At 59.4% G+C, this 24,725-nt stretch carries 25 protein-coding genes and 1 other RNA gene; 11 read left to right on the top strand and 15 right to left on the bottom strand.

Going from position 1 to position 24,725, the window contains the following annotated elements; translation table 11 throughout:
- Positions 1-24: 24 nt before the first annotated feature.
- A complete protein-coding gene (locus ACWR1S_RS02755; RefSeq protein ID WP_171057234.1) occupies positions 25-345 on the top strand; it encodes a DUF2388 domain-containing protein in 321 nt (106 codons plus the stop codon).
- 186 nt (positions 346-531) lie between these two features.
- Here ACWR1S_RS02755 and gcvP read toward each other — a convergent pair whose 3' ends face one another.
- Positions 532-3,405: an aminomethyl-transferring glycine dehydrogenase gene (gene gcvP, locus ACWR1S_RS02750; RefSeq protein WP_454562339.1), complete on the bottom strand. Its 2,874-nt coding sequence runs from the start codon at positions 3,403-3,405 to the stop codon at positions 532-534.
- A 156-nt stretch (positions 3,406-3,561) separates the two neighbouring features.
- On the opposite strand from gcvP, the gene ACWR1S_RS02745 reads away from it, so the two are divergent.
- Positions 3,562-4,704 carry a DegT/DnrJ/EryC1/StrS family aminotransferase gene (locus ACWR1S_RS02745; RefSeq protein WP_454562338.1) on the top strand — a complete coding sequence of 381 codons (1,143 nt, stop codon included), beginning with the start codon at positions 3,562-3,564 and terminating at the stop codon, positions 4,702-4,704.
- A 55-nt stretch (positions 4,705-4,759) separates the two neighbouring features.
- On the opposite strand, the gene gcvH is transcribed toward ACWR1S_RS02745, so the two are convergent.
- The 9 genes from gcvH to ACWR1S_RS02700 form a co-directional block, all read right to left on the bottom strand.
- The gene (gene gcvH / locus ACWR1S_RS02740) at positions 4,760-5,143 is read right to left on the bottom strand and encodes a glycine cleavage system protein GcvH (protein WP_122596654.1); all 384 of its coding nucleotides are present in this window, start codon (positions 5,141-5,143) and stop codon (positions 4,760-4,762) included.
- Positions 5,144-5,192: 49 nt separating this feature from the next.
- Entirely contained in the window at positions 5,193-6,275 is a 1,083-nt protein-coding gene (gcvT, locus tag ACWR1S_RS02735) for a glycine cleavage system aminomethyltransferase GcvT (protein WP_454562337.1), read from the bottom strand.
- A gap of 155 nt (positions 6,276-6,430) precedes the next feature.
- A complete protein-coding gene (locus ACWR1S_RS02730; protein WP_454562336.1) occupies positions 6,431-8,047 on the bottom strand; it encodes an ABC transporter permease in 1,617 nt (538 codons plus the stop codon).
- 164 nt (positions 8,048-8,211) lie between these two features.
- Positions 8,212-9,216 (bottom strand): extracellular solute-binding protein, encoded by a 1,005-nt coding sequence (locus tag ACWR1S_RS02725; RefSeq protein ID WP_016772637.1) that lies wholly within the window; start codon positions 9,214-9,216, stop codon positions 8,212-8,214.
- Positions 9,217-9,438: 222 nt separating this feature from the next.
- Entirely contained in the window at positions 9,439-10,656 is a 1,218-nt protein-coding gene (locus ACWR1S_RS02720) for a 2-octaprenyl-3-methyl-6-methoxy-1,4-benzoquinol hydroxylase (protein WP_454562349.1), read from the bottom strand.
- Between the two features lie 9 nt (positions 10,657-10,665).
- Complete coding sequence (locus ACWR1S_RS02715) at positions 10,666-11,151, bottom strand: DUF4442 domain-containing protein (protein ID WP_454562335.1); 486 nt, start codon at positions 11,149-11,151, stop codon at positions 10,666-10,668.
- The gene (ubiH, locus tag ACWR1S_RS02710) at positions 11,144-12,331 is read right to left on the bottom strand and encodes a 2-octaprenyl-6-methoxyphenyl hydroxylase (RefSeq protein ID WP_454562334.1); all 1,188 of its coding nucleotides are present in this window, start codon (positions 12,329-12,331) and stop codon (positions 11,144-11,146) included. The genes ACWR1S_RS02715 and ubiH overlap by 8 nt, the downstream gene beginning before the upstream one ends.
- Positions 12,328-13,662, bottom strand: a complete 1,335-nt coding sequence (gene pepP / locus ACWR1S_RS02705) for a Xaa-Pro aminopeptidase (protein WP_454562333.1) — start codon at positions 13,660-13,662, stop codon at positions 12,328-12,330. Before pepP ends, ubiH begins: the two co-directional genes overlap by 4 nt.
- A gap of 27 nt (positions 13,663-13,689) precedes the next feature.
- Complete coding sequence (locus ACWR1S_RS02700; RefSeq protein WP_454562332.1) at positions 13,690-14,250, bottom strand: YecA/YgfB family protein; 561 nt, start codon at positions 14,248-14,250, stop codon at positions 13,690-13,692.
- Positions 14,251-14,380: 130 nt separating this feature from the next.
- Between ACWR1S_RS02700 and ACWR1S_RS02695 the strand changes: the two genes are divergently transcribed.
- The 4 genes from ACWR1S_RS02695 to ACWR1S_RS02680 all read left to right on the top strand — a co-directional run bounded on the left by ACWR1S_RS02695 (position 14,381) and on the right by ACWR1S_RS02680 (position 15,798).
- Entirely contained in the window at positions 14,381-14,590 is a 210-nt protein-coding gene (locus ACWR1S_RS02695) for a TIGR02449 family protein (protein WP_007911197.1), read from the top strand.
- Complete coding sequence (locus ACWR1S_RS02690) at positions 14,587-14,904, top strand: cell division protein ZapA (protein WP_034151990.1); 318 nt, start codon at positions 14,587-14,589, stop codon at positions 14,902-14,904. The genes ACWR1S_RS02695 and ACWR1S_RS02690 overlap by 4 nt, the downstream gene beginning before the upstream one ends.
- Before the next feature lie 30 nt (positions 14,905-14,934).
- Positions 14,935-15,113, top strand: a non-coding RNA gene (ssrS, locus tag ACWR1S_RS02685) — 6S RNA.
- 79 nt (positions 15,114-15,192) lie between these two features.
- A complete protein-coding gene (locus ACWR1S_RS02680) occupies positions 15,193-15,798 on the top strand; it encodes a 5-formyltetrahydrofolate cyclo-ligase (RefSeq protein WP_454562331.1) in 606 nt (201 codons plus the stop codon).
- Between the two features lie 36 nt (positions 15,799-15,834).
- Here ACWR1S_RS02680 and ACWR1S_RS02675 read toward each other — a convergent pair whose 3' ends face one another.
- Positions 15,835-15,990 carry a hypothetical protein gene (locus ACWR1S_RS02675; protein WP_007911192.1) on the bottom strand — a complete coding sequence of 52 codons (156 nt, stop codon included), beginning with the start codon at positions 15,988-15,990 and terminating at the stop codon, positions 15,835-15,837.
- A gap of 198 nt (positions 15,991-16,188) precedes the next feature.
- On the opposite strand from ACWR1S_RS02675, the gene ACWR1S_RS02670 reads away from it, so the two are divergent.
- A complete protein-coding gene (locus ACWR1S_RS02670) occupies positions 16,189-16,641 on the top strand; it encodes an EVE domain-containing protein (RefSeq protein WP_150647578.1) in 453 nt (150 codons plus the stop codon).
- A gap of 115 nt (positions 16,642-16,756) precedes the next feature.
- Here ACWR1S_RS02670 and ACWR1S_RS02665 read toward each other — a convergent pair whose 3' ends face one another.
- Positions 16,757-17,164, bottom strand: a complete 408-nt coding sequence (locus ACWR1S_RS02665) for a flagellar basal body-associated protein FliL (RefSeq protein ID WP_242207722.1) — start codon at positions 17,162-17,164, stop codon at positions 16,757-16,759.
- 150 nt (positions 17,165-17,314) lie between these two features.
- Here ACWR1S_RS02665 and ACWR1S_RS02660 point away from each other — a divergent pair, with 150 nt between their 5' ends.
- The 3 genes from ACWR1S_RS02660 to ACWR1S_RS02650 all read left to right on the top strand — a co-directional run bounded on the left by ACWR1S_RS02660 (position 17,315) and on the right by ACWR1S_RS02650 (position 20,997).
- Positions 17,315-18,292 carry an NADPH:quinone oxidoreductase family protein gene (locus ACWR1S_RS02660; protein ID WP_454562330.1) on the top strand — a complete coding sequence of 326 codons (978 nt, stop codon included), beginning with the start codon at positions 17,315-17,317 and terminating at the stop codon, positions 18,290-18,292.
- 177 nt (positions 18,293-18,469) lie between these two features.
- A complete protein-coding gene (locus ACWR1S_RS02655) occupies positions 18,470-20,725 on the top strand; it encodes an S-type pyocin domain-containing protein (RefSeq protein WP_454562329.1) in 2,256 nt (751 codons plus the stop codon).
- Positions 20,722-20,997, top strand: coding sequence for a bacteriocin immunity protein (locus tag ACWR1S_RS02650; protein ID WP_454562328.1), 276 nt, complete (start codon positions 20,722-20,724; stop codon positions 20,995-20,997). Before ACWR1S_RS02655 ends, ACWR1S_RS02650 begins: the two co-directional genes overlap by 4 nt.
- A gap of 44 nt (positions 20,998-21,041) precedes the next feature.
- On the opposite strand, the gene ACWR1S_RS02645 is transcribed toward ACWR1S_RS02650, so the two are convergent.
- Together ACWR1S_RS02645 and ACWR1S_RS02640 are read right to left on the bottom strand one after the other, a co-directional pair.
- The gene (locus ACWR1S_RS02645; protein WP_454562327.1) at positions 21,042-21,656 is read right to left on the bottom strand and encodes an energy transducer TonB; all 615 of its coding nucleotides are present in this window, start codon (positions 21,654-21,656) and stop codon (positions 21,042-21,044) included.
- Positions 21,657-21,832: 176 nt separating this feature from the next.
- A complete protein-coding gene (locus ACWR1S_RS02640) occupies positions 21,833-22,462 on the bottom strand; it encodes a flagellar basal body-associated protein FliL (protein ID WP_454562326.1) in 630 nt (209 codons plus the stop codon).
- A gap of 224 nt (positions 22,463-22,686) precedes the next feature.
- Here ACWR1S_RS02640 and glpT point away from each other — a divergent pair, with 224 nt between their 5' ends.
- Positions 22,687-24,036 carry a glycerol-3-phosphate transporter gene (gene glpT, locus ACWR1S_RS02635; RefSeq protein ID WP_201229148.1) on the top strand — a complete coding sequence of 450 codons (1,350 nt, stop codon included), beginning with the start codon at positions 22,687-22,689 and terminating at the stop codon, positions 24,034-24,036.
- Here the strand turns inward: glpT and ACWR1S_RS02630 are convergent.
- Positions 24,012-24,680, bottom strand: a complete 669-nt coding sequence (locus tag ACWR1S_RS02630; protein ID WP_454562325.1) for a gamma-glutamylcyclotransferase — start codon at positions 24,678-24,680, stop codon at positions 24,012-24,014. The two genes, glpT and ACWR1S_RS02630, sit on opposite strands and share 25 nt — an antisense overlap.
- Between the last annotated feature and the right edge of the window lie 45 nt (positions 24,681-24,725).

Genomic DNA, 24,725 nt, shown 5'->3' with positions numbered 1-24,725 from the left:
TAGTTAACCCCCAGGAGTCACCACATCATGCGTCTCAAACTTGCTGTTGCCACACTGGCCTTGCTGTCCCTTCCCGTTGGTTCGGCCATGGCGGACAGCTTCTGGCGTAATGTCATCTCGTCCGGTGCGACCACCGGTTCGACCTACCTGACGTTCAAGGATCACAAGCTGATCATCGCCGCGCAGGACGATGCCGGCAGTTTCGTTGCCAGTGACGGCGGCATTCGCGGCCCATATCTGGAAGCGGCGATGCAGAAAGTCCGCGCCGACAATCCGGGTCTGCAGGCGACGGACATGGAACTGGCGAATGCGATTCTGGCAAAGAACGCCGTGGCTTCCGAGTAAGCCATCCGCCAACAAAAATGCCGCTCAAACGAGCGGCATTTTTTTGCCTGTCTTCTGAGACCAGCACAAAACCCTGTGGGAGCGAGCTTGCTCGCGAAGGCAATTTCACATCCGAAATATGCGGTGACTGACACGCCGTCTTCGCGAGCAAGCTCACTCCCACAAGGACCGCATACAGTCTGGATGTCAGCGGTAATCATCGACCGGGACACAAGCGCAGAACAGGTTACGGTCGCCGTAGACGTTATCGACCCGGCTCACTGCCGGCCAATACTTGTGCGCCTTGGTGTGCGCATCCGGGGTAATTCCTTGCTCGATGCTGTACGGCCGCTCCCAAACCCCGGTGATATCCGCCAGTGTATGCGGCGCTCGTTTCAGTGGGTTGTCCTCGGCCGGCCAGTTGCCGTTCTGCACTTCAGTGATTTCTGCGCGAATGCTCAACATTGCACCAATAAATCGGTCCAGCTCAGCCTTGGATTCACTCTCGGTCGGTTCGACCATCAAGGTCCCCGGCACCGGGAATGACATGGTCGGTGCATGAAAGCCGTAATCCATCAGACGCTTGGCAACGTCTTCCTCACTGATCCCGGTCTGCGCCTTCAATGGCCTTAGATCGAGAATGCACTCATGAGCCACCCGCCCGTTGCGCCCGGTGTACAGCACCGGGAATGCGCCGGACAGATGCTGCGCGAGGTAATTCGCCGCCAGAATCGCCACCTCGCTGGCGTCCGCCAGTTGCGGGCCCATCATGGCGATGTACATCCAGCTGATCGGCAGGATGCTCGCACTGCCCCACGGCGCGGCGCTGACCGCACCGTTCTGCGCCAGCGGCCCGTCGATCGGTACCACCGGGTGGTTGGCGACAAACGGCGCCAGGTGCGCGCGAATGCCGATCGGGCCCATGCCCGGCCCGCCACCGCCATGGGGAATGCAGAACGTCTTGTGCAAGTTCATGTGCGACACGTCGGCGCCAATGTCCGCCGGCCGCGCCAGGCCGACCTGCGCATTGAGGTTGGCGCCGTCCATGTACACCTGACCGCCGTACTTGTGGATCACTTCGCAGATTTCGCTGATGCCCTCCTCGTACACGCCGTGGGTCGACGGGTAGGTCGCCATCAGGCAGGACAACTTCGCCCCGGCCTCGGCCGCCTTGGCTTTCAAGTCATCGAGATCAACGTTGCCGGCCTCGTCGCACTCAACGATCACCACCCGTAAGCCGACCATCTGCGCCGAGGCCGGGTTGGTGCCATGGGCCGAGGACGGAATCAGGCACACATCACGCCCGCCCTGCTGGCGGCTCTCATGGTATTTGCGAATCGCCAGCAGCCCGGCGTACTCGCCTTGGGCGCCGGAGTTGGGCTGCATGCAGATCGCATCGAACCCGGTGATTGCGCACAGCCAGCGCTCCAGCTCTTCGATCATCAGCGTGTAACCGACCGCCTGCTCTCTCGGCACGAACGGGTGCAGGTTGGCGAATTGCGGCCAGGTGATCGGGATCATTTCGCTGGTGGCGTTGAGTTTCATGGTGCAGGAGCCCAGCGGGATCATCGACTGGTTGAGCGCCAGATCCTTGTTCTCCAGTTGTTTGAGGTAGCGCAGCATCTCGGTTTCGCTGTGATGGGCGTTGAACACCGGATGGCGCAGGTACGAGGTTTTGCGCTGGAGTTGATCCGGGATGCCTGATACCAGCACCTCAGCGTCGAGTTCAGCGACGTTCAACCCATGATCGGCACCGAGCAGAACATCGAACAATTTCGCCACGGTGGTTTCATCGCAGGTTTCGTCGAGACTCAGCCCGACCCGGCCACGGCCGAGAATCCTCAGGTTGATCTGCGTCGCCTGCGCGCTTTCGATAATCGCGGTTTGCGCGCCACCGACGTCCAGCGTCAGCGTGTCGAAAAACTGCGCATTGACCCGTTTGATACCGTGACGCTCCAGCCCCGCAGCCAAGATGCAGGTCAACCGATGCGTGCGCTGGGCGATACGCCTCAAGCCTTCCGGCCCGTGATATACCGCGTAGCAACTGGCGATGTTGGCCAGCAACACTTGCGCCGTACAGATGTTCGAATTGGCCTTCTCGCGGCGGATATGCTGCTCACGGGTTTGCAGGGCCATGCGCAACGCCACGTTGCCCCGGGCATCTTTCGACACACCGATGATCCGCCCCGGAATCGCCCGTTTGAATTCCTCGCGACTGGCAAAGAACGCCGCGTGCGGACCGCCATAACCCATCGGCACGCCAAAGCGCTGGGACGAGCCGAACACCACATCGGCGCCCAGTTCGCCCGGCGGCGTCAGCAACAGCAAGCTCAACAAATCGGTCGCCACACACGCCAGGGCCTGCTGCGCATGCAAGTGATCGATCAACGGCCGCAGATCACGGATCTCGCCGTGAGTGTCGGGATACTGCAGCAGCGCGCCGAATACCTGGTGCTGCTTCAAGTTATCCACAGCGTCGATGATCAATTCGAAGCCAAAACCTTCGGCGCGGGTCTGCACCACGGAAATGGTTTGCGGATGACAGTTCTCATCGACAAAAAACAGATTGCTCTTCGACTTCGCGACACGCTTGGCCAGCGCCATGGCTTCGGCAGCCGCCGTGGCTTCATCGAGCAGCGAGGCGTTGGCCAGTTCGAGGCCGGTGAGGTCGATGGTCAGTTGCTGGAAATTCAGCAGCGCTTCGAGCCGGCCCTGCGCGATCTCCGGTTGATAGGGGGTGTACGCGGTGTACCAGCCGGGATTTTCCAGAACGTTGCGCAAGATGACCGTGGGCGTGAGCGTGCCGTGATAGCCCATGCCGATCAGGCTGGTCCAGACCTGGTTCTGTTCGGCATAACCACGCAGTTTGGCCAGCGCCGCCTGTTCATCCAGTGCCGGTGGCAGGTCGAGCGCGCGGTTGAAGCGAATGCCTGGCGGCACGGTCTGTTCGATCAGTTCGACGCGGCTGCCGAGGCCGAGGCTGTCGAGCATCGCCTGTTGTTCGGCAGTATCGGGGCCGAGGTGACGGCGCAGGAAGGCATCGGGATCGCGTAACTGGCTCAGGGACGGCAACTGGGACATGACGGGCTCTCTCTTGGCTGGCGCTCGGCGTCAATGCAACACGGTCAAACCAGCATAGCAGTCGATATCGGCGCGCACGGCTTGGCGGCCAAGGCTGTTCCGGGCCATGCTGTGGCGCCTGCCTCAGGCGTCCAACCAGCGGATGATCAAAGCCTCATGAGCCAACTGCCGTTCCTGCCATTTTCCAAACCTGTCATCGATGAAGCCACCATTGCCGCCGTCGGCGAGGTCTTGCGCTCTGGCTGGATCACCAGCGGGCCGAAGGTTCAGGCCTTTGAAGCGCAGCTGTCGGAATATTTCGCTGGCCGCCCGGTGCGCACTTTCAATTCCGGCACCTGCACCATGGAAATCGCCTTGCGCATTGCCGGCATCGGCCCGGGTGACGAAGTGATCACCACGCCGATTTCCTGGGTGGCGACGGCCAACGTGATTCTTGCAGTCGGCGCTACACCGGTGTTTGCCGATATCGACCCGGTGACCCGCAACATCGATCTGGATCAACTGGAAGCGGCCATCACCCCGCGCACCAAAGCGCTGATTCCGGTTTATCTCGCCGGCCTGCCGGTGGACATGGAGCGCCTGTACGCCATCGCCCGTAAACACAATCTGCGCATCATCGAAGACGCCGCACAGGCGCTGGGTTCGAGCTGGAATGGCCGGCGTATTGGCGCCACGGGCGATTTCGTGTCGTTCAGTTTTCAGGCGAACAAGAACGTCACCTGCTCCGAGGGTGGTTGCCTGGTGCTGAACACGCCGGAGGAGGCACGGTTGGCAGAGAAGTACCGTTTGCAAGGCGTGACCCGCACCGGTTTCGATGGTCTGGATGTCGATGTGCTCGGCGGCAAGTTCAACATGACCGATGTCGCTGCCACAATCGGTCTGGGCCAGTTTGCTCATATCGAAGCGCTGACGGCGCATCGGCGTGAACTGGCGCGGCATTATTTCCAGTGCTTTGGCGATGACTTTGAAGCGACCTATGGCGCCCAACTGCCGCCAGCGGACTTCACCAACAGCAACTGGCACCTGTTCCAGCTGGTGCTGCCGGAGCGCATGGACGGCTTGCCGGCGCGGGCGACATTCATGGAGCAGATGCAGGCGCAGGGCATCGGGATCGGCTATCACTACCCGCCAATTCATTTGCTGAGTCTGTACCGCGAGCGCGGTTTCAAAGAGGGGATGTTGCCGGTGGCGGAGCGGGTCGGACGGCTGATCGTGTCGTTGCCGATGTTTACCGCGATGAGCAAAGAGGATGTCGAACGCTCGGTCGCGGCAGTGAAAGCGGTGTTGCGCAACGCCTGACAGACACCCATAAAAAAGCCCCGACAGGTCGGGGCTTTGGGGTGTTGCTTAACGCTTACTCGCCGATGGCAGCCTTGTAAGCGGCAGCGTCCAGCAGCTTGTCCAGCTCAGCCTTGTCGCTTGGCTTGAGCTTGAAGATCCACGCGCCGTACGGGTCGGAGTTCAGCAGCTCGGGCGAGCCGCCCAGCTCTTCGTTGATCGCGATGACTTCACCGCTGATCGGCGAGTATATGTCCGACGCCGCCTTCACCGACTCGACCACACCAGCCTGATCTTCAGCAGCGAAAACCTTGCCTACTTCGGTCAGCTCAACGAACACCACATCGCCCAGCGCTTCCTGCGCGTGATCGCTGATGCCCACGGTGACGGTGCCGTCGGCTTCCAGACGGGCCCATTCATGACTTTCGGCAAAACGCAGTTCAGCGGGGATATTGCTCATCTTCGGTGTCCTCGGGAATTGGGTCAGCGGTCATGCCCGCCGGAAAAGGTTAGATCAAAGTTTTGCCATGGCGTACGAAGGTCGGCTTGACCACTCGCACCGGGTACCACTTGCCACGGATTTCCACTTCGGCGCGGTCGGCGGTTGCCATCGGAACACGCGCCAGGGCAATCGATTTGCTTAGCGTAGGAGAGAAACTACCACTGGTGATCTCCCCTTCGCCAACATCGGCGATACGAACCACTTGATGAGCGCGCAAAACGCCGCGCTCTTCCAACACCAGACCGACCAGTTTGTGCGCAACGCCGGCGGCTTTTTCTGCTTCCAGCGCAGCGCGGCCGATGAACTGGCGCGTGGCCGGTTCCCAGGCAATGCTCCAGGCCATATTCGAGGCCAGCGGCGAAACGTCCTGATGAATGTCCTGACCGTAGAGGTTCATTCCGGCCTCAACGCGCAAAGTATCGCGGGCACCGAGGCCGATCGGGGAAATGCCGGCACCGACCAGATCGTTGAAAAAACCCGGCGCCTGATTGGCCGGCAGGCAGATTTCCAGACCATCTTCACCGGTATAGCCGGTACGGGCGATAAACCAGTCGCCGTCGGTATAGCCTTCGAAGGGTTTGAGGTGCTGGATCAGCGTGGCGCGCGACTGGGTCACCAGTTCGGCAATCTTGTGCCGGGCCTGCGGACCTTGAATGGCGAGCATCGCCAGCTCGGAACGCTCGTGCAACTGCACGTCATAATCGCCGAGCTGCGCGGTCATCCAGGCCAGATCCTGATCGCGGGTGGAGGCGTTGAACACCAGGCGATAAGCGTCGTCGAGGCGGTAGACGATCATGTCGTCGACGATGCCGCCGCGCTCGTTGAGCATGGTGCTGTACAACGCACGGCCGGGGCGGTGCAGGCGGTCGACATCATTGGCCAGCAAATGCTGCAGCCAGGCTTTGGCCTGAGTGCCGGTGACATCGATCACGGTCATGTGGGATACATCGAACACCCCGCAATCGCGGCGCACCTCGTGGTGCTCCTCGACCTGCGAGCCGTAATGCAGTGGCATGTCCCAACCGCCAAAATCGACCATCTTCGCGCCTAAGGCGAGATGCAGGTCATACAGAGGCGTACGCTGTCCCATGGGTTTCTCCTTCCGGGCGTGGCGAAGGTGCGGACAGCCGCTGCACGGGTGAAAGCCTTGAAATAGAAGGCTCTCAGCCGATTCCAGCGAACCGGTCTGTCAGACTAACCGCACCGAATGCCGCGCATTGTAGCCGCATGATTCAGGACTGACGACTAAGTGTTTCGGTGCGCCGAGCGGCGAATCAGTCCAATGACCGGCAACAACCCGACCAGGACCAGGGTCAACGCCGGCAACGACGCCCGTGCCCATTCGCCTTCGCTGGTCATTTCAAAGATCCGCACCGCCAGCGTGTCCCAGCCAAACGGGCGCATCAGCAGGGTCGCGGGCATTTCCTTGAGCACATCGACGAACACCAGCAGCGCCGCGCTCAGCGTGCCGGGCAGCAACAGCGGCAGATACACTTTGAAAAACAGTCGCGGCCCACTGACACCCAGGCTACGTGCCGCTTCAGGCAAAGATGGCCGTATACGCGCCAGACTGTTTTCCAGCGGGCCATAAGCGACCGCGATAAAGCGCACCAGATAGGCCATCAACAACGCCGCCAGACTGCCAAGCAGCAGCGGTTTACCCGCACCGCCGAGCCAACCGGAGAGCGGAATCACCAGCTCGCGATCCAGATAACTGAACGCCAGCATGATCGACACCGCCAGCACCGAGCCCGGCAGCGCGTAGCCCAAGTTAGCCAGACCCACACCGGAGTTGATTGCCCGGGTCGGCGCCAATCGCCGGGCGAAGGCCAGCAACAACGCAACGCTGACGGTAATCAGCGCCGCCATGCCGCCCAGATACAAGGTGTGCAGGATCAGCCCGGCGTAGCGTTCATCCAGATCGAAACGGCCGCGCTGCCAGAACCAGACGACCAGTTGCAGCACCGGAATGACGAAGGCGCAGGCGAAGATCAATCCGCACCAGCTCATCGCTGCGAAAGCCTTGAGCCCGCGCAAGTGATACAGCGCTTTGACCCGTGGCCGTTCGTTGCTCGCCCGATTGGCGCCGCGCGCACGACGCTCGCCGTAGAGCACCAGCATCACCACCAGCAGCAACAAGCTGGCCAGTTGCGCCGCGCTCGACAGGCTGAAAAAGCCGTACCAGGTCTTGTAGATCGCCGTGGTGAAGGTGTCGAAGTTGAACACCGACACTGCACCGAAATCCGCCAGGGTTTCCATCAGTGCCAGCGCCACACCGGCACCAATCGCCGGGCGTGCCATCGGCAACGCCACGCGCCAGAAGGCTTGCCACGGCGACTGACCAAGTACTCGCGCGGCTTCCATCAGGCCTTTGCCCTGCGCGAGAAACGCGGTGCGCGCCAGCAGGTAAACGTAGGGATAGAAGACCAGCACCAGCACGATAATCACCCCGCCGGTGGAGCGCACCCGGGGCAGGCGCAAGCCTGTGCCGAACCATTCGCGCAGCAGGGTTTGCACAGGGCCGGCGAAGTCGAGCAGGCCGACGAAGACAAACGCCAACACGTACGCGGGGATGGCGAAGGGCAGCATCAGCGCCCAGTCGAGCCAGCGCCGCCCGGGGAACTCGCAGAGGCTGGTGAGCCAGGCGAGGCTGACGCCGAGCAGTGTCACGCCGACACCGACGCCGACTACCAACGTCAGGGTGTTGCCAAGCAGGCGCGGCATTTGGGTTTGCCACAGGTGCGACCAGATTTGCTGATCGATGGTCTGCCATGAGAGCAGCAGAACGCTCAGGGGCAACAGCACCAACGCGGCGATGGCGAAGACGATGGGGTACCAGCGGCGTTGGGCGGGGTGGGCCAAGGAAACAGTCTCGTTCAAATGATTGTGCCCACGCTCTGCGTGGGCACACATCCTGTGACGCTCTGCGTCACGCTGTCGGCGGCACGACGCAGAGCGTCGATGGATGCATTCCCACGCAGAGCGTGGGAACGATCAGTGTCGCGTGGCGCAGTATAAACGCCGGGTCAGTTCCAACCCGCCCGATCCATCATCCGAATCGCCTCGGCCTGACGCTTGCCCGCCACTTCCACCGGCAAGGTATCAGCAATGAACTTGCCCCACGCCGCCACTTCTTCCGAAGGTGCCACCGCCGGGTTTGCCGGGAATTCCTGGTTCACGTCAGCGAAAATCTTCTGCGCCTCAGGCGTGGTCATCCACTCGACCAGCGCTTTGGCCGCTTCCGGGTGCGGCGCATGCTTGGTCAGACCGATGCCCGACAGGTTCACGTGTACGCCACGATCCGCCTGGTTCGGCCAGAACAGCTTCACCGGCAGCTCCGGCTTCTGCTTGTGCAGGCGACCGTAGTAGTAGGTGTTGACGATGCCGACGTCGCACTGACCGGCGTTGATCGCTTCAAGCACCGCAACGTCATCGGAGAACACGTCAGTGGAAAGATTGTTGACCCAGCCCTTGAGGATCTTCTCGGTCTTTTCGGCGCCATGGACTTCGATCATGGTGGCGGTCAGCGACTGGTTGTAGACCTTCTTCGCCGTGCGCAGGCACAGGCGCCCTTCCCAGTTCTTGTCGGCCAGTGCTTCGTAGGTGGTCAGCTCGCCCGGTTTCACCCGTTCGGTGGAGTAAGCGATGGTCCGCGCGCGCAGGCTCAGGCCAGTCCAGGCATGGGTGGACGAGCGATATTGCAGCGGGATATTGGCGTCGATGGTTTTCGAAGTGAACGGCTGGAGGATGCCCATCTGCTCGGCCTGCCAGAGGTTGCCGGCGTCGACGGTGAGCAACAGGTCGGCAGTGGCGTTTTCGCCTTCGGCCTTGATGCGCTGCATCAGCGGCGCTTCCTTGTCGGTGATGAACTTGATCTTCACCCCGGTCTTGGCGGTGTAGGCATCGAAGACCGGTTTGATCAGCTCATCGATGCGCGACGAGTAAACCACCACCTCATCAGCGGCCTGGGCCGTGGTGCTACCGATCAGGGTCAGGGCCAGTGCAGTCAGAAGACGCTTGGGTGCCAACATGGGAGTGGTCTCTCGGTCGGAAAATGTGGGCCAAATGATAAGGACTCACATTTACCACCTCAATCGAACTCTTTTTGAAGGAGTTACCAGATGTTGCACAGTTTGAACATTGTGGTGCCTGGATGGGCGCCATCGCGAGCAGGCTCACTCCTACATTTGAAATGCGTTCCCCTGTAGGAGTGAGCCTGCTCGCGATGAGGCCATCAGCAGCAACAAAAAAGATCAGGCCTTGGCCAGCGCCGGAAGATCACCGGTCAACCCGAGGGCTTCGCGCACAAACAGCGCCTTCGCCTCCGGCATCTGCTCCACCAACTTCAACCCGGCATTACGCAACCACCTCACCGGCAACGGATCCGCCTGGAACAACCGCTCAAAGCCCTCCATCGCCGCCATCAGCGCCAGGTTATGCGGCATGCGCCGACGCTCGTAACGGCTCAGCACTTTCACATCCGCCAGACGCTCACCGCGTTCCGCCGCTTGCAACAGCACTTCCGCCAACACCGCCGCATCAAGGAAACCCAGGTTTACGCCCTGCCCCGCCAACGGATGAATGGTGTGCGCCGCATCGCCGATCAGCGCCAGACCTTCAGCCACATAACGCTTGGCGTGGCGCTGACGCAGCGGCACGCACAGTCGCGGATCAGCACTGATGACTTCGCCGAGGCGCCCTTCAAAAGCGCGTTCCAGCTCCCGGCAGAAATCCGCTTCATCCAGCGCCATCAAGCGCTCGGCTTCGCTCGGCGTGGTCGACCAGACGATCGAACACCAATCCTGCTGGCCATCACGCTCCAACGGCAGAAATGCCAACGGCCCGTGATCGGTAAAACGCTGCCACGCGGTCATCTGGTGCGGCTTGCTGCTGCGCACACTGGTGACAATGGCGTGGTGCAGATAATCCCACTCGCGCGTCGCCACGCCGGTCAGGCGCCGCACTGCCGAGTTGGCACCGTCAGCGGCAATCACCAGCGGCGCACGCAACTGACGACCATCGGCCAGCGTCAGCAGCCAGTCATCGCCCGAACGACGCATCTGCTCCAGCCGCGCATTGGCGAGCATGCCCAGATCGCAATCGTGCAAACGGTCGAGCAAGGCGTCCTGCACCACGCGGTTTTCGACGATGTGGCCCAGCACCTCGGCGTGCACGCTGCTCGCCGAAAAGTGAATCTGCCCGGTGCCGCTGCCGTCCCAGACGTGCATGTCGGTGTACGGGCTGCTGCGCCGTGCGGCGATGCCGTCCCACACGCCGAGGCGTTCAAGGATTCGCTGGCTAGCCGCCGACAAGGCACTCACGCGCGGTTCAAACGCAGCTTCGGCGTCGAACGGTTTGACGCTCAGCGGGCTGCCGTCGAGCAGCAGGACTTCCAGCCCGCTGTCCTGCAACGCCAACGCTAGGGCGCTGCCGACCATTCCGGCTCCGACAATCAGCAGATCTGCGCGCATGTCCATGCTTTAAACCTGTCTCGCTTGCGGCTTGAGCCGCACGTAAAGGGTTTTACCGACCCGCGCCACCAGATTGCCGGCGCCGTCATGAATGTCGACCTGCAACTGCGGCAGGTATTTCTCGCCACTGGCGGTCTGCCGGCGGATCTCGGCGAGCAAGGTTTCGTCGATGCTGAACCGGGCGAATACCGGGCCTTTGCCCGGCGCAATGAAATCGATGTCGGCGGCCTTGTCCCAGACGATGTACTTCGAGCCAAGGTTTTCCATGAGCATCAGCATGAAGAACGGGTCGACCATCGAATACAGACTGCCGCCAAACTGCGTGCCGACGTAGTTGCGGTTGTACCAGCCGAGACCCATCGACACCTGCACATCGCGAAAGTCATCGCTGATGTGCCGAACCCGTACACCGGCGCCAAGATACGGCGGGTAGAACGTCATGACCCAGCGCATCAACCGCGCCTTGCCGAATTTAGCGGTCAGCCACTTAAGCATCCGGACGCGTTCCCAAACCCATGGCCTGACGGGCAAACCAGCGCTTGGCCGGCGGCAACAGGTCGAGGCCGAGCAGGCCGATATTACGACCCAGCGAGACCAACGGCTGGGTACTGCCGAACAGGCGCGTGACCTGATCGGAGAAACCAACGGTGAGATCCTGATCGAGACGCTGACGCTCGCGGTAAGCCTGCAACGTGGCGAAATCGCCCAGCGGCTTTTCGCTGCCGAGCAAGGCAGCGGCCAGCGCATCGGCATCACGCAGCGACAGGTTGAAACCCTGCCCGGCAATCGGATGCAGGCTGTGCGCGGCGTTGCCGAGCACGGCCAAGTGCGAGCGTACTTGTTCTTCGGCCTCGACCAGCGTCAGCGGATATAAATGCCGCGCGCCGACCTGTTTCAACGTGCCGAGGCGATATCCGAACACACCCTGCAATTCGCTGAGGAAATCGCGCTCGCTCAGATCGGCCAGACGCTGCGCGTCCATGCCCAGACGGGTCCAGACCAAAGCGCAGCGATTCTCCGGGAGTGGCAGCAGCGCCATCGGCCCTTCGTCGGTGAAGCGCTCGAAGGCCATGCCGTTGTGCGCTTCGCTCGGAGTGATGTTGGCGATCAGGGCGCTCTGGTTGTACGGACGCTTGCGCACGTTGATGCCCAACTGCTCGCGCAGACCGGAGCGACCGCCATCGGCGAGCACCGCGAGGTCGCATTCAAGGGTGGTTTCATCGTTGAGGGTCAGGCGATAGCCGTCGGGCAGCGGTTCCATGCGCGTGACTTCCGCCGGGCAGCGCCAGCTGATCACGTCTTTGTCGACGTGTTGCCAAAGGCACTGGCCGAGCCAGGCGTTTTCCACCACATAGCCGAGCGCCGGCACACCCTCTTCCATCGCCGACAAGCGCGCGGTGGAGAAGCGGCCACGGTCGGAGACGTGAATCTGTTTGATCGGCTCGGCGCGGCGGGAGATTTCCTGCCACACGCCCAAGCGTTGATAGATCTGCCGCGAACCGAAGGACAATGCCGACGACCGCGCGTCGTAGCTTGGCTGCCAGCTGTCGCCCGGAGCGAACGGCTCGATCAGCACGATCTTCCAGCCACGCGCCTTGGCCCCGGCCTGCAAGGCCAACGCCAGACTGGCGCCGACCAGACCGCCACCGATGATTGCCAGATTGACTCGACTCATGCCGCGTGTGTCCTTGCTTGCGCCATCAGCGCTTCGATTTCAGCGACGGTTTTCGGTACGCCGCTGGTGAGGATTTCACAGCCCGTTTTGGTCACGACCACGTCGTCCTCGATGCGCACGCCAATGCCACGCCATTTCTTCGCGACGTTCTGATTGTCCGGGGCGATGTAGATGCCCGGCTCAACGGTCAGCGCCATGCCGACTTCCAGCACGCGCCATTCGCCGCCGACCTTGTACTCGCCAACGTCATGAACATCCATGCCCAGCCAGTGACCGGCGCGGTGCATGTAAAACGCTTTATAGGCTTCGCTGGCGATCAACTCGTCGACCTCGCCTTGCAGCAATCCGAGTTTCACCAAGCCTGTGGTGATCACCCGAACCGTAGCTTCGTGCGCCTGATTCCAGTGTTTGTTCGGGGCGATTTCGGCGAACGCGGCTTCCTGCGAGGCCAATACCAGTTCGTAGATCGCTTTCTGCTCGGGCGAAAACTTGCCGTTGACCGGCCAGGTGCGGGTGATGTCGCTGGCGTAGCAATCGATCTCGCAACCGGCGTCGATCAGCACCAGATCGCCGTCCTTGAGCAGCGCGTCATTCTGCTGGTAATGCAGGATGCAGCTGTTGCGCCCGGCGGCGACGATCGAACCATAAGCCGGCATTTTCGCCCCGCCCTTGCGGAATTCGTAGTCGAGTTCGGCTTCAAGGCTGTACTCGTGGAGCCCGGTCCGACTGGCCTGCATCGCACGGATATGCGCCTGCGCCGAGATCCGCGCGGCTTCGCGCATCACCTTCACTTCTGCCGCCGATTTATACAGGCGCATGTCGTGCAGCAGATGATCCAGGGCAACGAATTCGTTCGGCGGCTGGGCGCCGAGGTGCGCCTTGGAGCGGATCACGTTGATCCAGTCCATCAGATGGCGGTCGAATTCGGGGTTGCTGCCCATCGCCGAATACACCCGGTCGCGACCTTCGATCAGGCCCGGGAGGATGTCGTCGATGTCGGTAATCGGAAAGGCGTCGTCGGCACCGAAGTCGCGGATCGCGCCTTCTTGCCCGGCGCGCAGGCCGTCCCACAATTCGCGTTCGGCGTTGCGTTCACGGCAAAACAGCACGTATTCGCCATGCTCGCGCCCCGGCATCAGGACGATGACGGCTTGCGGCTCGGGAAACCCGCTGAGGTACTGAAAGTCGCTGTCCTGACGGTAAACATGCTCGACGTCGCGGTTGCGAATCGCCACCGCGGCGGCGGGCAGGATCGCGATGCTGTTGGGTTCCATCTGCGCCATCAGGGCCTTGCGGCGACGGCTGTATTCCGCTTTGGGGATATGGGTCATGGGCAGATGGCTTTCCCTGGCACGCGATTAATGCAGCGACGGCTTGGCGGCTGGCGGCACGTCGGCTTTCTTGGTTTCCGAGAACAGCAGCAGCGGCGCGACGCGCAGGTACTCCATGACTTCCATGTAGTCATTTTCGCCGTCATCGGACTCTTCAAGGGCGTCCTGCACCTGGGAAATGGCAGCCAGATCCTGCAGCACTTCGGTGGCTTCAGCGCTGAGCATGCTGCTGTCGCGGCAGTTCAGACCGAACCCGCTGAGGAAGCCCTGGCACCATTCGCCCAGTGCAGCGGCGCGGTCGGCCAGCGGTGCGTCATCGGTCGGCAGCAGCAGAACGACGGTGACGTCGTCGCCGGTCAGCTCGCCTTTGACCATCTCTTGCAGGCCAATCAGCGCGTTACGGACGTTGTCCTGGATGTCACCTTCGAGCAGTTCGGCGGCATCGATCAGCCAGCCTTCGTTATCGAAGCCGGCACCGGCGCAACTGCGCCCGAGCAGCACGCCGTGCAGTTCGGCAGGCGAGACGTTGTGGCCGCTGGAGGTCAGCAGGGTGGCAAAGGCTTGGTACGGGGAATTCGCAATGGTCATGGGCAGCTAGGCGCCAGACGGCGCTATGTCTAGAATGAAGGCCTTGTATCCTACATCGACAGACTCGCCAAGACTATTAAAGGCTGTCCGCCAGCTATCCCATCAGACAGACTCCGACCCAGTGGACACAATGGAAGACACCGACCTGCAAGCGCTGATGGCCAGACTCGAACTGCTGATTGGCCGAGTCGAGCAACTTAAGAGTCAAAATGCACTCTTACTAGCTCAGGAAAAGACCTGGCGCGAGGAACGCGCTCACCTCATTGAAAAAAACGAAATCGCCCGGCGTAAGGTCGAATCGATGATTTCGCGCCTCAAGGCCCTGGAGCAAGACTCATGAGTTCAAGCAATAGCGTCACCGTGCAGATCCTCGATAAAGAGTATTCGATCATCTGCCCGCAGGAAGAACGCAGCAATCTGGTCAGCGCCGCGCGCTACCTCGATGGCAAGATGCGCGAAATCCGCAGCAGCGGCAAAGTCATCGGCGCCGACCGCATCGCCGTGATGGCCGCGCTGAACATCACCCATGACCTCTTGCACAAAGAAGAGCGCCCGGACATCCAGGCCAGCGGTTCGACCCGTGAACAGGTGCGCGACTTGCTCGATCGTGTCGATCTGGTGCTCGCCGACGATCAGAACACCACCAAGGGCTGATTCGACTGGCCGCTTGCGGTATACTCGCGGCACTCCCTGGGGTGCTTGCCAGTTGACGATGTCCCTGAGCCGATTCGCACTACCCTGGAAGTTGCACGTTGGGCTGGTGTGCATGTCCGCTAGACGGAAAGCCTTAAAGTCTACTGCATCTTCCACCTTGAACTTTCGGGTTCAAGGGCTAAGTTGACAGCGGTTCATCCGGGGAGCCTGATTCGAATCCGATGTCGGTGAAAACTGACATCGGATTTTTTATGCGTACGTTTTCGTCCAACCTGCCGAAGCCGAACCATGACCGAACCCGCGCTGCTGCCCCGCCCGCAACTCCGTCGCCTACTGCGCAAGGCGCGCCGTTCGCTGAGCAAAAGCGAACAACGCGAGGCCGCCAAAGGCCTGTACCGGCAATTGGCGCAAGACCCGCACTTTCGCCGGGCCAAACACATCTCTCTGTATTTACCCACCGACGGTGAAATCGATCCGCGCCTGCTACTGCGTGAAGCGCAGCGTCGCGGCAAGGCGACTTACCTGCCGGTGCTCAGCGCCTGGCCACGAACCAAAATGGTTTTCCAGCGCATTCGCCCCGGCGAGAAACTCAAACCCAACCGCTTCCGCATTCTCGAGCCACGGGCCTGTCTGGCACAGCAACGCAAAGCCTGGGCGCTGGATCTGGTGTTGTTGCCGTTGGTAGGGTTCGACGATGTCGGCGGGCGACTGGGGATGGGCGGCGGTTTTTATGATCGTAGCCTTGCCTATCTGGCCCGACGCAAAAACTGGCGCAAGCCGACTTTACTGGGTCTGGCCCACGAATGTCAGAAGGTCGAACGATTGGCGCAGGCAAGCTGGGATGTACCGTTACAAGGCACGGTCAGCGACAAGGCGTGGTATTTCGCGGGATAGGACGCCGCGCAGATCAGCGGCGTCGAGAAAGCAGTTTCAGCGTTTGAAGGCTGTCGACTGTTGAACTTGTTGTGCGACTTCGATCGGCGCATCGGCCTTGTTGGCCCACAAGCTCTGCGCGTAACCGGTGGTCACGACACCCAAGCCAAACAAAATTACCAAAGTCCATAGTAAATCCGGTTTGCGTTTCATCGATTGCCCCCCTCAAGGCACATCATCACGATGACAGCAGCGGTTTCCGTTTGTAGGCCGTGCAGCAGCGTCAAGCTTTAAAGGCCGGCATTTTGCGACAACGTGAACCTGCGCGCAAACGCTGACGTCAACCGACTGTCGGTTTGTCATAAAATTGCCCGACAACCTGCCCGATGACCGTTTCAGGAGCAAAAAACCATGGCCTATTGGCTGATGAAGTCCGAGCCCGACGAACTCTCGATCAAAGGTCTGGAAAAACTCGGCAAAGCGCGCTGGGACGGGGTTCGCAACTATCAGGCACGCAACTTCCTGCGCGCGATGGCGGTGGGCGATGAGTTCTTTTTCTACCATTCCAGCTGCCCGGAGCCGGGAATTGCCGGGATTGGCAAAATAATCGAGGCGGCGTACCCGGATCCCACCGCACTGGAGCCAGAGAGTCATTATTTCGATCCGAAGGCAACGCCGGAGAAAAATGCCTGGAGTGCGATTGATGTCGAACACGTCGAGACGTTTGCCCGGGTGTTGAAGCTGGACTATCTGAAGCAGCAGACGGCGTTAGCGGAGATGCCATTGGTGCAGAAGGGTTCGCGGTTGTCGGTGATGCCGGTCACACCCGAGCAGTGGGCGGCGGTGATTGCGCTCAAACCCTGAGGAATATGTTGCTTGAAACATCGCCATCGCGAGCAGGCTCACTCCTACAGGGGAACGCATTCCAACTGTAGGAGTGAGCCTGCTCGCGATGAGGCCAGCCCGGACAACGGATGACTTATTGGATGATCAGGTTGTTGAACAACAGATCTTCAACCACCGGCTTGCCGGTCTCGTCATTCATCACTTGCTGGGTCTGCTTCAAGGCTTCCTGACGCAGCTTCTCTTTACCTTCGATGCTGCCCATCGCCTCGGTCGTCTGCTGAGTAAACAGCGCCACCAGTTGATTGCGGATCAACGGTTCGTTGGCCTTGACCAGTTTCGCCGACTCCTCGCCGGTCACACGCAGCGCCACGTCAGCCTTGAAGACCTTGAGCTTCGGCGTGCCGTCCAGGCCGTAGTTGCCCACGAACGGCGGGCTCAGGGTGATGTAGCTTACCTTCGGCGCCTCGCCTTCTTTGGCTTCTTCGGCCAGCGCTGCCACAGGCAGAGACAGGGCCAGCAACAACATGATCCACGCTTTCACAATTCGCTCCTTATCCGGTTTGCGGCCTAGCATAACGACCCGCCGCGCAAGCACAAGCTTATGGCTGACTATCAGGGCCGGGCATGCTCGTTGACCCGTTGACTGACACACCTACACTTATCGGCCATCACTCCCAAAGGAATAGCCCTGATGAAAGCCGTGCTGTGCAAAGCCTTCGGCCCTGCCGAATCGCTGGTGCTGGAAGACGTCGCCAGTCCTGTCGCGAAGAAGAACGAAATCCTGCTGGAGGTGCACGCCGCCGGGGTCAACTTCCCGGACACGCTGATCATCGAGGGCAAGTATCAATTCAAGCCGCCCTTCCCGTTCTCGCCGGGTGGCGAAGCGGCAGGTGTGGTTCGCGAAGTCGGCGAAAAAGTCAGCCACCTCAAGGTCGGCGATCGGGTCATGGCCCTGACCGGTTGGGGCAGCTTCGCCGAACAAGTCGCGGTGCCGAGCTACAACGTGCTGCCGATTCCGCCGTCGATGGATTTCAACATCGCTGCCGCTTTCAGCATGACCTACGGCACCTCGATGCACGCGCTCAAGCAGCGCGCCAACCTGCAACCGGGCGAAACCCTGCTGGTGCTCGGTGCGTCCGGCGGCGTCGGCCTGGCGGCGGTGGAAATCGGCAAAGCCATGGGCGCCCGCGTCATCGCGGCTGCCAGCAGTGCCGAGAAACTGGCGGTGGCCAAGGCTGCCGGCGCCGATGAGCTGATCAACTACAGCGAAACCAGCCTCAAGGATGAAATCAAACGCCTCACCGACGGCCAGGGCGCCGACGTGATTTACGACCCGGTCGGCGGCGACCTGTTCGACCAGGCCATTCGCGCCATCGCCTGGAACGGCCGCCTGCTGGTGGTCGGTTTCGCCAGCGGACGCATCCCGGAACTACCGGTCAACCTCGCCCTGCTCAAAGGCGCGGCGGTACTCGGCGTGTTCTGGGGCTCCTTCGCCCAGCGCCAGCCGCAAGACAATGCGGCGAACTTCCAGCAATTGTTCGGCTGGTTCGCCGAGGGCAAGTTGAAGCCGTTGGTGTCGCAGGTCTATCCGCTGAGCAATGCGGCGCAGGCGATCAATGATCTCGGCCAGCGCAAGGCTGTCGGCAAGGTGGTGGTGCAGGTGCGCTGAGTAACTGCCTTGTCAAAAGGCCAGATCTACCCGACTGGGTAGCTCTGGCTTTTTTATGCGCACAGCAAATTCGACGCCCCTTGCAACACTCTTTATTAATTTGGCGGTAACTATGTACCGCAGTCATTTCGGCAAATATCGATAACTTAATGCCATACAGACACAAGGAGTAACTGTATGAGCGATCAAAACTGGCGCCGGGGTCACTTAGACTTACCCACAACTCACGTCATAGCAAACGAGAAACAGACCTACTCTATAACCAATGATGGTGGTGGATATGACGCAAGAGCGCGTAACAACACCTTAAGACCAACCGCGGCCAGAGAATCTTTAAAACAACGAGCTCCAATAGACAGCGACTACCAGCAAAAACTGATCAACCTTCCTAATCAGATCCAGATGGAGATCTCAAACTCTGGCGCCACTCGCGCGACGACAATCCTCACAACAGATCCAGCAAGTATCGCGCATGACAAGGTAATCATCGACAGGCTGACACAACAAAAGTCTCAGCTTTTACAAAACAGCCTGGCAGAAGCAAACTCGTTTTATGGCAGTGACCCGCACAATAAATCCGAAAAAGAATATATAAACGCGTTCAATAGTTACCTCCAGCAGGACCGCCGCCCGGGTGAGACTTACCAGCATTGGGCAAGAGCCTACTCCGCCGGCTATACGGTAAAACTTTATTCCGAGTCCATCCGTTTGCTGAATGAAAGGTCTCATCAGCTTGGTGTTGCTTATATGAATGCACTTGCTCGTCAGGAAGCGGAACGACAAGCGCAAGCCGCAGTTCTGGCTTTGAGAGCAAAAGCCGAGGCCGAGCATGCGGCCAGAGTCGCAGCGCAGATTGCGAAAGCAAAGGTCGATGCTGAGTACGCGGCCAACATCGCGGCGCAGACTGCGAAAGCAAAAGCCGATGCTGAGTATGCAGCCAGAATCGCGGCACAGATTGCGCAGGCTGAACACGAAGCGAGGGAAGCAGCACTGTGGGAAGCGGAACAAAAGAAAGCAAAAGAGCAAGTGAGAAAGCGTGAAGCGAAAAAACAGGCCGAGCGGCGAAAAAAAATAAGGGTAGCGTCAAAGGTTGCCGCTGACTTTGACTCGATGCTGAACCAATTCACTCACAACCGGCCAGAGGATATCGACGAGAAGCTGCGGTGGATGAACGACACCTACCAAGGGCTCCGAGCCAAATACCTCGAAGTGTCCAAAGCCGAGAACGCGGTCGGAGGTTTTTACCGGGCACCGGGAGAGGAAAACCGCTGGAACGCTTTGAATAACGCTCAGAACGAAATCAAGACGTTAATTCGTCTAAAACACAAGATCGAAATAGTACAAATACCCCCAGCTAGCGGCGCAATCATCGCTGCTCGACCACTGGTTAGCACCACAGACGGACTGATTGCCGGGTTTGAGGGGTCGCCATTTTCTCTCAATAATGCGCTGAGTACTCTAAACAGCTTACGCACAGCGATCACCAGTGGCCCTATAAGCACATTTCTTGCGTTGGTTTTCTACTCACCATCATTGGGAAATGGTGAGATTCAGCGCAACCCTATAGTCCTCACCATCCCGCTTGCGCAACTAGACCCTGACAAAAAACACGAGCGCATAGGTCGCCCGGCAACCCTCCATGGAATCAGCAGTCGCGTGACGTCGTCCATTCGAGGAGACCATACACAGCTTATTCTTGAGTCAACTGATTACAGTTTTCCGGTAAGAGTTCGGCAGGCAGTTCTGGACTCCACGACAAATCAATGCACCTTCACGACAGAAGGTTTGGTGCCGATCACACTGACCTGGACACCGAAATCTCCTCCCGGGATTGCCAACTCCAGCAGCACCGAATTGCCGATCACGCAATCCCCAATCCGGATCTACCCTGGCGCTCGAGTTACACAAGTTGATGCCCGGCTGGATGACCATCCTGCATGTAGCCATGATGATCCGGATGATTACATTCTGGAGTTTCCGATAGAGTCGGGAATCGAATCCATCTACATGATGGCCACTCGTGGTGGCCCGCGGTATGAGCCGGGGACGGCTACAGGCAAGGGGCAAGATGTCGGCGAAAATTGGTTGGCCGGCGCGACACAATCAAGTGGCTCCCCAGTCCCTGCACAGATTGCCGATCAGTTGCGTGGTCAAGATTTCAGGAATTTTGACAGATTCAGAGAGAAATTCTGGCGCTCGGTCGCTGCTGATCCGAAACTTTCCAAGCAATTCAGCAAAGCTGATCTCAAGTTATTAACGAACGGTGCAGCTCCCAGCACTGACGAGGTAGACTCTGTTGGCCGAAGGGACAAATACGAAATTCACCACATAGAACATATCAAAGACGGCGGCGAAGTTTATAACATTGACAATTTAACTATAATAACCCCTAGCGCGCATATAGAACTGCACAAGAACGGTATAAAGCCATGAAATTAAAAGATAAATTTGAAGACTATACCGAAGCTGAATTCCTGCTTTTTGTGACGGAATTTTTTGAAGATACAAATGGACTTACCGGCGACGCACTAAGTGCATACACAAGCAATCTCGCACTTCATTTTGAAAAAATAACTGAGCACCCGAAAAAGCGCGCCGTTATATTTCGCCCGACACCCGACCGCGAAGACAGTCCCGCAGGAGTCGTAAAAGAAATCAAAGAATGGCGCAAAGCAAACGGCAAACCCGGCTTTAAACCAGAGTAATGCGACGAAACAGCGCCACACAGTGGTGCTGTTTCGCATCAAGGTCAAAACAACTCACGAATCTCCGAAGGCAAAAGACTCACATACTTACGCGAAGGGCTATCCCGGCACCCTCGCACAATAACCGGAATGCGCTTGTTCAATTTGGCAATCATCGCCAGTCGCTGCTCATCCGGTAGCTGAGACTTGTGGAAGATATTGGAAAGGTAGGCCCGGGTGTGCACGAACACCTTTGTATCGATCCACGAATACTCGGCAATGCTTGCGAGATTTTCGTTGATGGTGCGGCACTTCAACGCTTTTAGTTGTTGGTTGACGTGGATGGGTTGATCCAGATCGAGCCTGAACACCATGGGCGCGATAATGGTCTTTTCAGCGGGTGTATCACCCTCTACCGACCAGGGCTTGAAGCGCCACTGGGCGACGGCGGCTCTGACCGCTTCAGACAATTGTGGATGGTCACTGCGAAGGATATTTACCTTGCTGATCGAACCGTCTGCGTGAGCAATGAAGCTGATCTGCACCTCACCGGTGACGCCTGCCCTGAACAGAGCCAGAGGGTAGGTCGGTTTCGGATTGTTTTCAGGTATCAAAAAAACTTCGGATGCGTGCACCCACCCATCGACCCACAACAGACACATAACAAAAACCCACCGCATGATCCCCCCTTCGCAACTGAAAGCCTCTTCCGGCAACAGCACAAAGGTTACGGAGCAATGGCTTTTAACTGAATGGCGCAGCTTCGCCTTTAAGCGCAGGACATTTCCTAATCACCAACGGTAAATCGAGTAAAAAACCTGCGCGAAGGGTCGCAGGTAACTTTTCTGACGGACGTTTAGCCACCACTTGCGTCCGCAATGTCGCCCGGCATCAGATGCTCCTGAACCTTTTCGCTACGCGACTCAACCAACTGCCCGCTGTCATCGAAGCGCAGAACAATCAGCCAGTCATAAACATCCACCGGCCACTTCGGCTGGCCGATCAGCGCCGGGCCATCGCCGCCGAACGCAGCAATCAGTTTATTGATGTGGCCGTGATGCCAAGCGATCAGCACGGTTTTCGCCTGATTATTCTTGCGCAGCGAGCTGACCAGTTTGTCGACGTCGTTATTGGCGTAGGGCTGTTCGATGGGCAATTGCAGGCGCTGGGACAGTGGAATCAGTGTCTGACGCGGTCGTATGCTTTCCGCACTGTCGGCGGTAGCGATCAGACGTTGGGGCGTAAGTGTCTGGTCGTCCAGCTGCAACGAAGTGAAATAGTCCGCGTAGGCAGCGGCGCGCTGTTCGCCCCGAGCATTGAGTTCACGGCCGACCTCAGGCTTTTCCGCATGGCGGACGATCAACACGGTGACATTGCGCAGGCCCGGCGCTGCAGAACCCTGTGCGAAGCTCAACACCAGCACTGAAGCAGCCACCACAGCAACCATCAACAGTCTGGGTATTAGCCTGCGAACTTTCGGGGTCATCGTTTATCTCGCGAAATCAGTCGATCGGGAGATCGCGAGTCTAAGACACAACGTCCCGAGCGCGACAAAAACGCCCCGTTCTTACAGCTGAGCGACAGGTTCGTAAAAGAACATGCGACTTCCAACATTTTCCGCTATTTGCTCGATGCGAACCGGTGCTATTTTCGGTAACGAAACTGTAACATTCGCATCCGCAGTCAAAACAAGAAATCTGGAGCTCTTGAATGTTTGCTTTCTTTCGTCCTGCCGCACATCAGGCTCCATTGCCTGAAGAAAAAATAGACAGCACCTACCGACGCCTGCGCTGGCAGATCTTCGCCGGTATTTTCTTTGGCTATGCGGGTTACTACCTGCTGCGCAAAAACTTCTCGCTGGCCATGCCGTACCTGATCGACGAAGGCTACAGCCGCGGTGATCTGGGTCTGGCGATGTCGGCGATCGCCATTGCCTACGGCTTGTCGAAATTCCTCATGGGCCTGGTGTCCGATCGTTCCAACCCACGCTTCTTCCTGCCGTTCGGCTTGCTGGTCTCGGCCGGGGTGATGTTTGTGTTCGGTTTCGCGCCTTGGGCAACGTCCAGCGTGACCATGATGTTCATCCTGCTGTTCATCAACGGCTGGGCCCAGGGCATGGGCTGGCCGCCAAGTGGCCGGACGATGGTGCACTGGTGGTCGCAGAAAGAGCGCGGCGGCGTGGTGTCGGTGTGGAACGTGGCGCATAACGTCGGCGGTGGTCTGATCGGCCCGTTGTTCCTGCTCGGCATGGGCCTGTTCAACGACTGGCACGCAGCGTTCTACGTACCGGCAGCGGTAGCGCTGGGCGTGGCGGTGTTCGCCTTCATCACTATGCGCGACACCCCGCAATCGGTCGGCCTGCCGCCAATCGAGAAGTACAAGAACGATTACCCGGAAGGCTACGACGCCAGCCACGAAGACGAATTCAGCGCGAAAGAGATCTTCGTCAAATACGTGCTGCGCAACAAAATGCTCTGGTACATCGCCATGGCCAACGTGTTTGTTTATCTGCTGCGCTACGGTGTGCTGGATTGGGCGCCGACCTATCTCAAGGAAGCCAAGGGTTTCACCGTGGATAAAACCTCGTGGGCCTATTTCTTCTACGAGTGGGCGGGTATCCCGGGCACGCTGCTGTGCGGCTGGATGTCGGATAAGATCTTCCGTGGCAACCGTGGCCTGACCGGCATGGTGTTCATGGCGCTGGTGACTGTCGCGACGCTGGTTTACTGGCTGAACCCGGCCGGCAACCCGACCGTCGACATGATCGCGCTGTTCTCGATCGGCTTCCTGATCTACGGCCCAGTGATGCTGATCGGCCTGCAGGCGCTGGAACTGGCACCGAAGAAAGCCGCCGGCACCGCTGCGGGCTTCACGGGCTTGTTCGGTTATCTCGGTGGCTCGGTCGCGGCCAGTGCCGCGATGGGCTACACCGTGGACCATTTCGGTTGGGACGGTGGTTTTGTCCTGCTGGTAGGCGCTTGCCTGCTGTCGATGGCCTTCCTGGCCCCGACGCTGTGGCACAAACAAGTCGCCAGTCAGAGCCGTGAAGCGGTCGCTTGATCGGACTGTGATTGACAGCGCTTGAGCCGCGCCTCCAGATTGCGGTCTGGCATGGCGTGGCTGCGCAGGGCGTGTGCGGTCTGCTCGACATAATCGCGAGTGGTGCCGTAACGCCCGCTGGCGCTTTCGAACACCTGGCTCAGCACATGATCCGGCAGGTTGCCGGCATAGCTGGGCAGGTGTCGCTCCAAAACGAATCCCAACGCCTGCACCTGAGTGCCGTCTTCGAGTCGGCAGTTGAGCCAGTGTGGCCGATAGGACGGCACCGGCATCTCGCGTTTCCACAGTGCGTACAGCGCCGCATCGAGACTGTCTTCCGGCAAGCGATAGGCGAAGCCGCTGCACGAACCGCCGCGATCCAGACCAAACACCAAACCCGGCAACTCCGGCGTCCCACGGTGCTCGTGCGACCACAGGTACAAGCCGCGATGGTAGCCATGCACACGTCCGCGTACCCGCTCCACCGCCGAACACTCCGGCCGCCAGATCAGCGAACCGTACGCAAACAGCCATACCGGCCCGCCCTTGTGGCGCGCCATGGTCGATTGCATGGAAGCGAGAAGTTGTTCGTGCGTCAGCTGCGGCCCAAGATCGAGCCGCGGAGGGTAATTCAAATTCAGAAAAGCGTTTTCAATGGCGCTCATGGCGAATAGCGTTCAGCTCCCCGCGGGTAAAGAATTACTTAATAG

The organism is Pseudomonas sp. AIG, from assembly GCF_977020205.1.
The sequence above is the reverse complement of the archived record's forward strand: the minus strand, read 5'-3'. Positions and strand labels throughout refer to the sequence as shown.